This is a genomic window from Aquincola tertiaricarbonis (genome assembly GCF_000969605.1).
Classification (GTDB): Bacteria; Pseudomonadota; Gammaproteobacteria; order Burkholderiales; family Burkholderiaceae_C; genus Aquincola; species Aquincola tertiaricarbonis.
In genome coordinates this window covers 109,318-123,565 of sequence record NZ_JZUE01000007.1, presented here as the reverse complement: position 1 = coordinate 123,565, position 14,248 = coordinate 109,318, and the positions used below count along the sequence as shown (strand labels likewise).

At 70.4% G+C, this 14,248-nt stretch carries 7 protein-coding genes; 4 read left to right on the top strand and 3 right to left on the bottom strand.

The window, feature by feature from the left end:
• Window positions 1–192 precede the first annotated feature (192 nt).
• On the top strand, window positions 193–2,622 hold the full coding sequence (locus VO99_RS10420) for a TonB-dependent receptor plug domain-containing protein (protein WP_046112785.1): 2,430 nt from the start codon (window positions 193–195) through the stop codon (window positions 2,620–2,622).
• 2 nt (window positions 2,623–2,624) lie between these two features.
• Here the strand turns inward: VO99_RS10420 and cphA are convergent, their stop codons facing one another.
• Both cphA and VO99_RS10410 read right to left on the bottom strand, forming a co-directional pair.
• Window positions 2,625–5,186 carry a cyanophycin synthetase gene (cphA, locus tag VO99_RS10415; RefSeq protein WP_046112784.1) on the bottom strand — a complete coding sequence of 854 codons (2,562 nt, stop codon included), beginning with the start codon at window positions 5,184–5,186 and terminating at the stop codon, window positions 2,625–2,627.
• Between the two features lie 17 nt (window positions 5,187–5,203).
• Window positions 5,204–7,408: a cyanophycin synthetase gene (locus VO99_RS10410; RefSeq protein ID WP_046112783.1), complete on the bottom strand. Its 2,205-nt coding sequence runs from the start codon at window positions 7,406–7,408 to the stop codon at window positions 5,204–5,206.
• A 150-nt stretch (window positions 7,409–7,558) separates the two neighbouring features.
• On the opposite strand from VO99_RS10410, the gene VO99_RS10405 reads away from it, so the two are divergent.
• Window positions 7,559–9,814 carry a cyanophycin metabolism-associated ABC transporter gene (locus VO99_RS10405; protein ID WP_083440499.1) on the top strand — a complete coding sequence of 752 codons (2,256 nt, stop codon included), beginning with the start codon at window positions 7,559–7,561 and terminating at the stop codon, window positions 9,812–9,814.
• Window positions 9,815–9,816: 2 nt separating this feature from the next.
• Window positions 9,817–10,293: a cyanophycin metabolism-associated DUF1854 family protein gene (locus VO99_RS10400; RefSeq protein WP_046112782.1), complete on the top strand. Its 477-nt coding sequence runs from the start codon at window positions 9,817–9,819 to the stop codon at window positions 10,291–10,293.
• A gap of 23 nt (window positions 10,294–10,316) precedes the next feature.
• Here the strand turns inward: VO99_RS10400 and VO99_RS31830 are convergent, their stop codons facing one another.
• Window positions 10,317–12,125: a methyl-accepting chemotaxis protein gene (locus VO99_RS31830; RefSeq protein WP_046112781.1), complete on the bottom strand. Its 1,809-nt coding sequence runs from the start codon at window positions 12,123–12,125 to the stop codon at window positions 10,317–10,319.
• 199 nt (window positions 12,126–12,324) lie between these two features.
• Here VO99_RS31830 and htpG point away from each other — a divergent pair, with 199 nt between their 5' ends.
• Window positions 12,325–14,196: a molecular chaperone HtpG gene (gene htpG / locus VO99_RS10390; RefSeq protein ID WP_046112780.1), complete on the top strand. Its 1,872-nt coding sequence runs from the start codon at window positions 12,325–12,327 to the stop codon at window positions 14,194–14,196.
• Window positions 14,197–14,248: the final 52 nt, after the last annotated feature.

Sequence of the window (14,248 nt, the reverse complement as noted above, 5' to 3'; positions counted from 1 at the left end):
CGGCAGGGTTCGGCGGCGGTGTCATGGGCGCGCAGGTTAGCCGCGAACCCCGCTTCGGCATGCATCGAGCCGCCGCATTTGCATATGCGCGACGCTCAGTGGCCGAGGCGGCGCGCCGCGGCTACGCTCGCGGCCTTTCGCCGACTGCCCACCGGCCCACCGTCCCGGGGCTGATCCTTCCCGCATCCTTCCATGACGACGCTGCCGCCCACCCAACCCCCGTTCCACCGCTTGCTGCTAAGCCTGGCCGTGGCCGCCGCGGCCGCCCCCGCGGGGGCCCAGACCACCACGACCGAAGCCACCGGGCCCGACGCCGTCATCGTGACCGGCACCCGCACGCGCGATCGCACCGTGCTCACCGCCACCTCGCCCATCGACGTGCTGCATGCCGATGACCTGCGCCGTGCCGCCGGGCCGGAGGGCTCGCTCGCGGCCGCGCTGCAGGTGCTGCTGCCTTCGTTCAATTTCCCGCGCCAGTCCAACTCCGGCGCCGCCGACCATGTGCGCGCGGCGCAGCTGCGCGGCATGAGCCCGGACCAGGTGCTGGTGCTGGTCAACGGCAAGCGCCGCCACACCAGCGCAGTGGTGAACCTGGAGTCCAAGACCGGCAAGGGCACCAACCCGGTGGACTTCAGCGCCTTGCCGCTGGGCGCGATCAAGCGCGTGGAAGTGTTGCGCGACGGCGCGGGCGCGCAATACGGCTCCGATGCCGTCGCCGGTGTCATCAACGTCATCCTGGACGATGCGGCGCAAGGCGGCGAGGCGGTGGCCACCGGCGGCGCCTACCGCACCCGCTTTGCGCCCACCGGCCAGCGCCTCACCGACGGCCAGGCCACCGAGCTGCAGCTGGAGCACGGCTGGCGCCTGGCGGAAGGCTTCTTGCGCGCGGGCGTAGAGCTGGGCCACCGCAATGGCACCAACCGCGCCGGCCTGGACGGGCTGCCGTTCTTCGAAGCGCACACCGAAGCGAACCTGGCCACGCAGGGCCGCCGCAACTACGTGGCCGGCGATCCGGAGACCGACAAAAAGGCGCTGTGGCTGAACGGCGCGCTGGCGCTGGATGGTGGCCACCAGGCCTATGCCTTCGGCACCTGGAGCCGGCGTGACAGCGTCGGCGCTGCCTACTTCCGCTATCCCGACAGCGAAGCCAACCCGGGGCGGCGATATCCGCAGGGCTACCGGCCGGAGACCATCGGCCGCAGCGACGACCTCTCGCTGGTGGCCGGCGTGCGCGGCCCGCTGGTCGGCTGGGAGCTGGACACCAGCCTGGCCTATGGCCGCAACGACTTCCGCTTCGGCGTGCGACGTTCACTCAATGCCTCGCTGGGCGACGCCAGTCCCACGCGCTTCGATTTGGGCCGCCACGCGTTCAGCCAGCTGGGCGCAAACCTGGACCTGAGCCGGCCGCTGGCCATCGGGCTGGCGCGCCCTGCCACGCTGGCGGTGGGCGCCGACCTGCGCCGCGAGGCCTTCCGCAGCCAGGCCGGCGACGAAGCGTCCTGGATCGCCGGTCCGCTGCAGGCGCCGCCCGGCGCGCAGGCCGGCCCGGGCCTGGCGCCGGCGGACGAGGCGGACCGCTCGCGCCGCGTGGCCGGTGTCTATGCCGACCTCTCGGCCGATCTGGGCGAGCGCTGGTTCGCCCAGGCGGCCACCCGATACGACCATTACAGCGACGCCGGCGGCGCCGGCACCGGCAAGCTGTCCGCACGCTGGCAGCCGGCACCGCAATGGGCGCTGCGCGGCGCCCTGTCCAGCAGCTTCCGCGCGCCGTCGCTGGCGCAGTCCGCCTTCAGCTACAGCGTGGCCAACTATGGCGATGGCGGCGTGCTGTCCCAGGTGCGCACGCTGCCGGTGGACAGCGAGGCGGCACGGGCGCTGGGCGCTCGGCCGCTGAAGCCAGAGCGTTCACGCCAAGTCGGGCTGGGCCTGACCGCGCAGCCGCTGCGCGGCATGTCGGTCACGCTGGACGTGTACCGCATCGACGTGAAGGACCGCATCACGCTGTCCGAACGCTTCAGCAGCCCCGCGCTGAGCGCGCTGCTGCCCGGCGTGGAGGGCGTCAACTTCTTCACCAATGCGGTGGACACCCGCACCCGCGGCGCCGACCTGGTCGCGCAGTGGCAGGGCAAGGCCGCGCAGGGTGACCTGCAGCTGAGCGCCGCGGCCTCCGCCTCGCACACCCGCATCCGCCGCACCGAGCCGCTGCCGGCCGCCTTGGCCGGCCTGGGGGTCAGCGGCCTGCCGGTGGGCCTGGAAGAGGCCAACACGCTCACCACCGCCGCACCGCGGCAGCGGCAGGTGTTCAGCGCACAGTGGACGGGCGCGGCCTGGGGCGGCCTGCTGCGCGCCACCCGGCATGGCAAGACCACCCGGGTGTTCGACTTCGGCGACGGCTTCACGCCGACGCAGACCTATGGCGCCACCTGGCAGCTGGATGCCGAGCTGGAATGGCGCCCCACGCGGCAATGGGCGCTGGCGGTGGGTGGCCTGAACATCACCAACCGCTACCCCGACCGGTCCAGCGACGACATCGCCTACTTCGGCAACCTGCCGTACGACGTGCTGTCGCCCATCGGCTTCAACGGGGCTTACTGGTACGCCCGCGCCCGCTACAGCTTCTAGGCTCAGCCGGCCTTGATGCGCTGGTCCAGGTGGGCCAGCGCTTCCTCCACCTGGTCCACCAGCACCAGGCACAGGTCGCCGGGCTGCAGTCGGTCCAGCGCATGGTCGATGGCGATGAACTCGCCGCGGATCTCTTCCACGTGCCGCGTGCGGCGGGCCTGCGCCAGGCCTTCGCGCAGCAGCGCCATCACCTCGCCGTCGGCGCGGCCACGCTGGGCCGCGTCCTGGTACAGGATGACCTCGTCGAAGGCGTCGCCCAGGATCACCGTCTGGTCGCGGATGTCCTGGTCGCGGCGGTCGCCGGCGCCGCTGATCACCACGCTGCGGCGCTTGGCCGGCATGGCGTCCACCGCCTGCACCAGCGCGCGCATCGCGTCGGGGTTGTGGCCGTAGTCGGCGATCACGGTGGCGCCGCGGAAGTCCATCACGTTGAAGCGGCCGGGCGCGTTGTGCGCATCGTTGACGAAGCTGGCCAGGCCGCTGCGGATGGCCGCCAGGTCCAGGCCCAGGCCCCAGGCCGCGGCCACCGACGCCAGCACGTTCTCCACCTGGAAGCCGATGGTGCCGGCGCGCGTCAACGGCACGTCGCGCAGCGAGATGCTTTCGCGCCAGCTGCCTTCGGCCACCACCACCGAGCCGTCGTCCACGTACACGGTGCGGCCGCCCTGCGCGCGGTGCGTGGCCATCACCGGATGGTGGCGGTCGGCCGCGAAGAAGATCACCTTGCCCGGCGAGGTGGCGGCCATCTGCGCCACGATGGGGTCGGCGGCGTTGAGCACCGCATAACCGGTGGGGGCCACGTTCTGCACGATCACGCGCTTGAGCACCGCCAGGTCTTCCACCGTGGTGATGTAGTTCAGCCCCAGGTGGTCGCCGGCGCCGATGTTGGTGACCACCGCCACCTGGCAGCGGTCGAAGCCCAGGCCCTCGCGCAGCACGCCGCCGCGGGCGGTCTCGAACACGGCGGCGTCCACGTCGGGATGGGCCAGCACGTTGCGCGCGCTCTTCGGGCCGCTGCAGTCGCCGCTGTCGATCTGCCGGCCTTCCACGTACACGCCGTCGGTGTTGGTCATGCCCACGCGGTAGCCATCGCTGGCCAGCAGGTGGCCGATCAGGCGCGCGGTGGTGGTCTTGCCGTTGGTGCCGGTGACGGCCACCACCGGGATGCGGCCGTCTTCACCGGGCGGGAACAGGTGGTTGATGATGGCCTCGCCCACCGGCCGGCCCTTGCCGTACGAGGGCGACAGGTGCATGCGCAGGCCGGGTGCGGCATTCACTTCCACCACGCCGCCGTGCTGGTCCTCCAGCGGCTCCAGCACGCCTTCGCACACCACGTCCACGCCACAGATGTCCAGGCCGATCATGCGGGCCGCAGCCACCGCGCGCGCGGCCACCTCGGGGTGCACGTCGTCGGTCACGTCGGTGGCGGTGCCGCCGGTGGACAGGTTGGCGTTGTTGCGCAGGATCACGCGCTGGCCGATGGCCGGCACCGACTGCTCCGTCAAACCCTGCTCGGCCAGCCGCGCCACCGCGATCTCGTCGAAGCGGATCTTGGTGAGCGAGGTGGCATGGCCTTCGCCCCGGCGCGGGTCGGAGTTCACGCGGTCCACCAGCTCGCGCACGGTGTGCTCGCCGTCGCCGATGACGTGTGGCGGGTCGCGCCGGGCGGCGGCCACCAGCTGGTCGCCCACCACCAGCATGCGGTAGTCGCAGCCGGGCAGGTACTTCTCGACCATCACGGTGCCGTATTCCTCGGCGGCGCGGTAGGCCACCTCCAGGTGCTCGCGGCTGACGATGTTCACCGTCACGCCCTTGCCCTGGTTGCCGTCCTGCGGCTTCACCACCACCGGCAATCCCACTTCCTGGGCCACGGCCCAGGCGTCGTCGGCGCTGGTCACCGGGCGGCCGATGGGCACCGGCACGCCGGCCGCGCGCAGGAGCTTCTTGGTCAGGTCCTTGTCCTGGGCGATGGCCTCGGACACGGCGCTGGTGGAATCCACCTCCGCGGCCCAGATGCGGCGCTGCTTGGCGCCCCAGCCGAACTGCACCAGGCTGCCTTCGGTCAGCCGGCGGTACGGAATGCCACGCGCCAGGCCGGCGTTGACGATGGAGCCGGTGCTGGGGCCCAGGCGCACGTCCTCGTCCTTCTCACGCAGGCGGTGGATGGCGGCATCGATGTCGAAGTCGGTGCCTTCCAGCGCGGCGGTGACCAGCAGGTGCGCCTCTTCCAGCGCCATGCGGCCGACGGCTTCCTCGCTGTACTCCACCACCACCTGGTAGACGCCTTCGTCCACCGTGGCCGAGGTGCGGCTGAAGGTGACGGGGCAGCCGGCCTCCTTCTGCAGCGCCAGCGCGGCGGCTTCCAGCACATGGGCCAGCGACGCCGCGCCGGTGCTGGGCCGCAGCGCGCCGATGGCCGGGAAGCGCTGGCGCACGCGGTCCTCGAAGTCGTCGCGCTGCGAGAGCGTCAGCGCCTTATCCGAGCATTTGACGATCGCCTCGATGGCCGTGTTGCGGGTCCAGAGGTTGGGGCCGCGCAGCGCGCGAATGCGGGAGACTTGCATGGGCTTGGTGCGGAAGGTCAGGCGGCGGTGGGCACGTCGGCGGCGAAGGTCTCGATGCCGGCGATCATCAGGTCGGGCGGAACATCCTGGGCCCAGGCCGCGGCGATGGCCGCCAGCAGGGCTTCGGTGTCGATCGGGTCGTGCGCGGCGCCGCGACCCAGCGCCATGCGCTGCACCGGCGCCAGCCGCGTCTCGGCGCTGCCGGTGGCCAGCACCACGCGGCCGTCGCGCACGAACACCGCGCGGCCGCCACGGGCGCCGGTGCCGCGGTGCTTGTCGATGGCGATGAGCTGCGGGTCCTTGCCGTAGAGGATGGTGTCGCCATCACACAGCTCGGCCAGCGCGGCCACGCGCTCGTCGGCGGCGTTCAGCACCGCGGTGCCGTGCGACAGCACCACGTCCACCTGCGTGCGCAGCACCTTCACCAGCTGCTCGGCCTCGAAGAAGTCGTGCTGCGCCAGCGGCTCGCGCAGCGCCTCGGGCAGGTCGAGGTCGGTGACGATGCCCACGTCGCAGCGGTCGTAGGCCAGGCCGTCGTTCAGGATCTCGACCGGGCCGTTCTCGATCACCGCGGTGTCCACGCTGCGGCTCATCAGCAGGCGCTGGGCGCTGTCCCAGCGGGTGGCGTCGCCGCCTTCCACCCGACGCCGCTCGAGGAACAGGCCCTCGCGACAGGCCAGGCCCACGTGCCGGCCGCTGAGCTGCAGCAGCCAGGCCACCAGCCGCGCCACCAGCGCGGTGTTGCGGGTGCCGGCCACGCCGACGATGGGAATGCGGCCGTCCTCGCCCTCGCGGAACAGGTGGTCGACCACCGCGCGGCCCACCGGCCGCGGCATGCCCACCGCGGGCTTCAGGTGCATCAGCAGGCCGGGGCCGGCGTTCACCTCGACGATCGCGCCACCCTGCACATGCAGCGGGCGGCGGATGTCCTCGGCCACCAGGTCGATGCCGGCGATGTCCAGGCCCACCACCCGTGCGGCCAGCGCGGCCACGCGCGCCACCTCGGGATGCACGTCGTCGGTGCAGTCGATGGCCACGTTGCCGTTGCGCTGGATCAGCACGCGGCGGCCGGCCTCGGGCACCGACTCGGGCGCCAGCCCCTGGCGCTGCAGCAGCAGCCGGGTGACGGCGTCCTTGTCCAGGTTGATGAACTCCAGCGGGAACTCCTCCGCCTCGCCGCGGCGGGGGTCGGTGTTGAGTTGGCTGTCCACCAGCGCGCGCACGGTGGCCTCGCCGTCCGCGGTGATCCACAGGCTCTCGCCGCGGGCTGCGGCCACCACCTCGTTGCCGACGACCAGCAGCCGGTGCTCGTCGCCGCGGATGTAGCGCTCGACGATCACGCCGCTGCCTTCGGCATCGGCCACCGTCCAGGCGGCCTCGACTTCCTCGCGGGTGTTCAGGTCCAGGCTCACGCCGCGGCCGTGGTTGCCGTCCAGCGGCTTCACGACCACCGGCAGGCCGATGTCCTCGGCCGCTTCCCAGGCCTCTGCCGGGCTGTCGGCGGTGCTACCTTCGGGCACCGGCACGCCGCAGCCGGCGATCAGGCGCTTGGTCAGGTCCTTGTCGCCGGCGATGTTCTCGGCAATGGCGCCGGTCTTGTCGGTCTCGGCCGTCCAGATGCGACGCTGGCGCATGCCGTAGCCCAGCTGCACCAGGTTGCCGCCGTTCAGGCGGATGTGCGGGATGCGGCGGTCGGTGGCGGCCGACACGATGGACGCGGTGCTGGGGCCGAAGTAGGTGTCGTCCAGCTGGTCGCGGATCTGCGCCACCGCGGCAGGCACGTCGAACGGCTCGTCGTTGATCGCGGCCATCAGCAGCCGATGACCGCAGGCCAGCGCGGTGCGCGAGACATGCTCGTCCCGTGCGCGGAACACCATGCGGTAGACGCCCGACTGCGAGGTGCTGCGCGTCTGGCCGAAGCCAGTGGCCATGCCGGCCAGGTTCAGCAGCTCGATCACCACATGCTCCAGCACATGGCCCATCCAGGTGCCTTCGTGCAGCCGCTGCAGGAAGCCGCCGCGCTCGCCCACGCCGCAGTGGTGCTCGACCAGCGCCGGCAGCAGCGCCGACAGCCGGTCGTTGAAGCCGGGCAGCAGGTTGGAGGGATGGTTCTCCAGCTCGCCGAGATCGAGCCAGGTTTCGAGCACGGGGCGGTAGGTCCAGATGCTGGGCCCCCGCAGGTAGTTGATGCGCAGCAGCCGGATGTCTTGGAATTTGCTCATGGGTCCGCAGGGGGTTGTGCCGCGAGGCCGGGTGGTCTGAGGGGATTGTGCGTCGTGCGACGGCCGCCTTGTCGGCCGGCGGCCGCGTTGGTGCGTTGCGGGCATGGTTCAGAATCCGTCTGCCTGGCCATCGCCTGGGCCGGCCTGCCGATGCAACCCCTCCAAGAACAATCACTCACCGTCGGCGCGCCTGGCGCGTCTTCCCTGATCACCGCCCTGCCTTCGCTGCTGGCGAGCGACGAGAACGTGCTGGCCACGCTGGAGGTTGACCTCGATGCCCGCCAGCGCTTCGCGCCCGGCCTGCTGGTGCTCACCGACCGTCGGCTGATGGCGGGCAGCGCGGACGGCTGGGCCGAGTGGCCGCTGGCAGCCGACCTGCACCTGCGGCATACCGACCATGCCGGCGTGGGCACCCTCGAGCTGCACGACCACCAGCGCCGGGTGGCCCAATGGCGCTTCACGCTGGCGGTGAACGTCCAGGCCCTGCAGTGGATGGCGCAGGTGGAGCGGCAACTGGCGCGGCTGCACCGTGGCGAGCCCGACGACGCGGACGCCGATGCCTTCGAGCCCGAAGATTTCAGCCGCGAGGCGGTGGAGGTGCCTTCCACCTGGGTGCTGCTGCGGCTGGGCCGCTTCGCGCGGCCTTACCGCAAGCAATTGATCGGCGGCTTCCTGCTCACGCTGGCCAGCACCGCGGCCACGCTGGTGCCGCCCTACCTCACCATCCCGCTGATGGACGATGTGCTGATCCCGTTCCAGAACGGACAGCAGATCGATTCCTGGCTGGTGTTCTCGCTGCTGGCCGGGCTGCTGGGCTCGGCGGTGCTGGCCTGGGGGCTGGGCTGGGCACGCACCTGGCTGTTGGCGCTGGTGTCCGAACGCATCGCGGCCGACCTGCGCACCGCGGCCTTCGAGCACCTGCTGCGCCTGTCGCTCGACTATTTCAGCGCCAAGCGCACGGGCGACCTGATCGCGCGCATCGGCTCGGAAACCGATCGCATCAGCGTTTTCCTGTCGTTGCATGCGCTGGACTTTGCCACCGACGTGCTGATGATCGGCATGACCTCGGCCATCCTGTTCTCGATCAATCCGTGGCTGGCGCTGGTCACGCTGATACCGCTGCCTTTCATCGCCTGGATGATCCACCTGGTGCGCGACCGGCTGCGCACCGGCTTCGAGAAGATCGACCGCGTGTGGGGCGACGTCACCAACGTGCTGGCCGACACCATCCCCGGCATCCGCGTGGTCAAGGCCTTCGCGCAGGAGCGCCGCGAGGCCGATCGCTTCAAGGCCGCCAACCGCCTGAACCTCGCGGTCAACGACCGGCTCAACAAGACCTGGTCGCTGTTCTCGCCCACCGTCTCGCTGCTCACCGACGTCGGCCTGCTGGTGGTGTGGGCCTTTGGCATCTGGCTGGTGTCCGACGGCAAGATCACCGTGGGCGTGCTCACGGCCTTCATCGCGTACATCGGCCGCTTCTACACGCGGCTGGATTCGATGAGCCGCATCGTCTCCGTCACGCAGAAGGCCGCCGCCGGTGCCAAGCGCATCTTCGACATCCTGGACCATGTGTCCAACGTGCCCGACCCCGAGCAGCCGGTGCCGATCACGAACCCGCGCGGCGGCATCCGCATGCGCGGGCTGGGCTTCCGCTATGGCAGCCGCTCGGTCATCCGCGGGCTGGACCTGGACATCCGCCCCGGCGAGATGATCGGCCTGGTGGGCCACAGCGGCTCGGGCAAGAGCACGCTGGTGAACCTGATCTGCCGCTTCTACGACGTGACCGACGGCGCCATCGAGGTGGACGGCACCGACATCCGCCGCTTCGGCGTGGCCGACTACCGGCGCCACATCGGCCTGGTGCTGCAGGAGCCGTTCCTGTTCTTCGGCACCATCGCCGAGAACATCGCCTACGGCCGGCCCGAGGCCAGCCGCGAGGAGATCATCGCCGCCGCCCGCGCGGCCCATGCGCACGAGTTCATCCTGCGGCTGCCGCACGGCTACGACTCTCTGGTGGGCGAGCGCGGCCAGGGCCTGTCCGGCGGCGAGCGCCAGCGGATCTCCATCGCCCGCGCGCTGCTGATCGACCCGCGCATCCTCATCCTGGATGAAGCCACCTCGTCGGTGGACACCGAGACCGAAGGCGAGATCCAGAAGGCGCTGGACAACCTGGTGCAGGGCCGCACCACCATTGCCATCGCGCACCGGCTGTCCACGCTGCGCAAGGCCGACCGGCTGGTGGTGATGGACCGCGGCCGCGTGGTGGAAGTCGGCCCGCATGATGAGCTGATCGACAAGCAAGGCCACTACTGGCGGCTGTATGAGGCGCAGGCGCGGCGGGTGGACGCCGACGACGTGCCGCCCGAGCGCGAGCCCGCCCATGCAGCCCATCCTGCAGGAGCCTGAGCATGGCCACGCTTGAAGACTTCCAGTTGCAGCGCGACGGCTTCGGCCGGCTGGTGCTGACCACTGCCGACGGCATGCGCCACGAGGGCGTGCTGCCGGTGCGGGCGTTCCCGCTGGCCGCGCCCGACGAAGGCATCTCGTTGGTGAATGCGGAGGGCCGCGAGGCGGTGTGGATCGACCGCCTGGCCGCGCTGCCGGCGCCGGTGCGCGCACTGATCGCCGAGGAGCTGGCGCAGCGCGACTTCTCGCCGAAGATCCAGCGCATCCGCACCGTGTCCACCTTTTCCACGCCCAGCCTGTGGGAGGTGGACACCGACCGCGGCCCCACGCGCTTCGAGCTGAAGGGCGAGGAGGACATCCGCCGCGTGGGCAATGACGGCATGCTGATGATCGCCAGCAGCCACGGCATCTTCTTCACCGTGCCCGACTGGCGGGCGCTCGACCGCGGCTCCCGCCGACTGCTCGAACGCTTCCTGTAGAGCGCAGCAAGCCTGGTGGCCCGTCAGGTCTTGAAGCCGGCCACCACCTCCGCCAGCCGGTCGGCCTGCTGCTTCAGGCTCTGCGTGGCGGCGGCCGATTGCTCCACCAGCGCGGCGTTCTGCTGCGTCATGCGGTCCAGCTCGGCCATGGCGGTGCCCACCTCGCCGATGCCGTGGCTCTGGTCGGTGGTGGCCGCGGTGATCTCGCCGATGATGTCGCTCACGCGGCGCACGCTGTGCACGATGTCCTGCATGGTGCTGCCGGCGTCCTGCACCAGGCGGGCGCCGTCCTCCACCTTGCCCACGCTGTCGCCGATCAGCACCTTGATCTCCTGCGCGGCCGAGGCCGAGCGCTTGGCCAGCGAACGCACCTCGGCCGCCACCACCGCGAAGCCGCGGCCCTGCTCGCCGGCGCGCGCGGCTTCCACCGCGGCATTGAGCGCGAGGATGTTGGTCTGGAAGGCGATGCCGTCGATGGTGCCGATGATGTCGACGATCTTGCGCGAGCTGTCCGAAATGGCCTCCATCGTCGTCACCACCTGGCCCACCACGTTGCCGCCGCGCAAGGCCGCATCGGCCGCGCTGGAGGCCAGGCCATTGGCCACGGTGGCCGACTCGGCGGTCTGGCGCACGGTGCCGGTCAGCCGGTCCATGGAGCTGGCGGTGAGCTGCAGGTTGGCGGCCGTCTGCTCGGCCCGGCCCGAGAGGTCCGCGTTGCCGGCGGCGATCTCCGACGCCGCGGTGTTCACCAGCGCGGTGGCGCCCCGCACGCCCTGCAGGATGGCGGCGATCTTGTCCGCGAAGGCATTGAAGTGCCGGCCCACGTCGGCCAGCTCGTCGTTGCCGTTCGTGCTCAGGCGGCGCGTCAGGTCGGCCTGGCCGCTGGCGATGTCGCGCAGCGCGGCACGCAGGCGGCGCAATCGACGCAGCAGCAGCTGGGTCAACACGCCCAGCGCCACCGCCGTCATGGCCAGCACCACCAGGCCCAGCACGCCCAGGGTGGTGCCCACGGCGGCAAAGCCCTCCAGCGCGTCGGCCTGATCCACGGCCACCAGCAGCGTCCAGTCGGTGCCGGGAATGCTGCGGGCGGTCATCCAGTACTCGCGCTCGCCGATCTGCATCGCCACAAAGGCATCGGCCGAGCGCAGCGACGCCAGCTTGTCCGGCCGCAGGTCGGGCGACAGGGCCGTGGCCGGCTGCAGCGCACGGTCGGCGTCGGCATGCGAGACGATGAGGCCCGACTGGTCGACCACGAACCCGAAGCTGTTGGGCGACGGCCGGATGGCCTTGACTGCGTCATTCACCTCGCGCAGCGGAATGTCGCCGGCCACCACCGCCGCCAGCTCGGTGCCCCGGATGGCGGGCGCAGCGAAGGTCACCACCAGCTGGCCGGTTTGCGCGTCGCGGTAGGGCGCGGTGAGCACGGCCTTGCCCGCGGCTGCCGCGGCCTGGTACCAGGGCCGGGAGGTGGGGTCGTAGTTGGCGACCGTGTTCTGCGGCTTGGAGAACACCGCCCGCTTGTCCGGATAGCCGGCATAGGCGGTGTCGAAGGCGCCCGACTGCCGCAGCAGTTCAAGCGCCGGAGCGGGATCACCGGTCAGCGCGGTGGGGACCATGGCGCGCAGCACGCCGGTCTTGTCGGCCACCCAGGTGGCGATGCCGCTGGCATAGCTGTCGGCCAGGGCGCCTGTGCTTTTTTCCAGCACGCCATACAGGGCGTTGCGGGTGGTCCAGAAGCCGCTGGCGGTCAGGATGGCCATCGAGATGGCCACGGTTGCCACGGAGGCGGCGATGAGCTTGCCAGGGATCGACAGGCGTTGGAGAAGGTTCATGCGCGGTTTGCAGGAGTGCTAGCCAAGAGGGACCCGGAGGGTCGCGGAACGGCTAGCGAGCAAACCGGGAGGTCAGGCACGGTATCGGCGGCGCCGCTGCGTCACTTGAGCGCAGCGCGGCGCCCCGGTTGAAACCCGGCGCGCTGACCCAAAATCGCGATCACCTGTTCCACCCCTTGTCGGCAACACTCGAACGATCATGGAAAAACAAACACTTGCCTTCCAGGCCGAAGTCCAGCAGATCCTGCATCTGGTGACCCACTCGCTGTACTCGAACAAGGAGATCTTCCTGCGCGAGCTGGTCTCCAACGCATCGGACGCCTGCGACAAGCTGCGCTTCGAGGCGCTGGACAACAACGCGCTGTACGAGGACGCGCCCAACCTCGAGGTGCGCGTGTGGTTCGACGCCGAGGCCAAGACCCTCACCATCCGCGACAACGGCATCGGCATGAGCGCCGACGAGGCCGTGGCCCACCTCGGCACCATCGCCAAGAGCGGCACGCGCGAGTTCATGAGCAAGCTGCAGGGCGACCAGAAGAAGGACGCCAACCTGATCGGCCAGTTCGGCGTGGGCTTCTATTCCGGCTTCATCGTGGCCGACCGCATCACCGTGGAAAGCCGCCGCGCCGGCCTGCCCGCCGACCAGGGCGTGCGCTGGAGCAGCGACGGCTCCGGCCAGTTCGAGGTGGAGACGATCAACCGCCCTGAGCGCGGCACCGACGTCATCCTGCACCTGCGCGACGAGGAGAGCGAATTCCTCAGCACCTGGCGCCTGAAGTCGATCATCGGCAAGTACTCCGACCACATCTCGCTGCCCATCCTGATGAAGAAGGAGGAGTGGGACGCCGAGGAGAAGAAGCAGGTCGTCAAGGACGAATGGGAGACGGTCAACAAGGCCGCCGCGCTGTGGGCCCGCAGCAAGAGCGACGTGACCGACGCCGAGTACCAGGAGTTCTACAAGCAGATCAGCTACGACACCGAAGCGCCGCTGGCCTACACGCACAACCGCGTGGAAGGCCGCAGCGAGTACACCCAGCTGCTGTACGTGCCGGCCAAGGCGCCGTTCGACCTGTGGAACCGCGACAAGCGCGGCGGCGTGAAGCTGTACGTCAAGCGCGTCTTCATCATGGACGATGCCGAGGCGCTGATGCCGGTGTACCTGCGCTTCGTCAAGGGCGTGATCGACTCGGCCGACCTGCCGCTGAATGTCAGCCGGGAGCTGCTGCAGGAAAGCCGCGACGTGAAGGCCATCCGCGAAGGCAGCACCAAGCGCGTGCTGAGCATGCTGGAGGACGTGGCCGAGAACCAGAAGGACAAGTACGCCTCGTTCTGGAACGAGTTCGGCGCGGTGCTGAAGGAAGGCGTGGGCGAGGACCATGCCAACCAGGAGCGCCTGGTCAAGCTGCTGCGCTTCGCTTCCACGCAGGCCGACGAGGGCGTGTCCTTCGCCGACTACATCGGCCGCATGAAGGAAGGCCAGGAGTCCATCTACTACATCACCGCCGACAGTCTGGCCGGCGCCAAGAGCAGCCCGCAGCTCGAGATCTTCCGCAAGAAGGGCATCGAGGTGCTGCTGCTGACCGACCGCGTCGACGAGTGGATGCTCTCGCACCTGTACGAGGTGGAAGGCAAGCCGCTGCAGAGCGTGGCCAAGGGCGCGGTCGACCTGGGCAAGCTGCAGGACGACGAGGAGAAGAAGCAGGCCGAGGAAGCCGCCGAGGCCTTCAAGCCGGTGCTGGAAAAGCTCAAGACCGCGCTGAAGGACCGCGCGAAGGACGTGCGTTCCACCAGCCGCCTGGTCGATTCGCCGGCCTGCATCGTGGTGGAGGAAGGCGACATGAGCGCCCACCTGGCCCGCATGCTGAAGCAGGCCGGCCAGCAGGCGCCCAAGACCCAGCCCATCCTGGAAGTGAACCCGTCGCATGCGCTGGTCAAGCGGCTGGAGGCGGACGAGTCCCATTTCGACGACCTGGCCAACCTGCTGTTCGACCAGGCCTGGCTGGCCGAGGGCGGCCAGCTGGAAAGCCCGGCCGACCATGTGCAGCGCGTGACGCGGCTGCTGACGGCCTGATGGCGCGGGCCACTCCCCGTTCCGCCGGGCCGCCCCAAGGAACGGGGCTCCC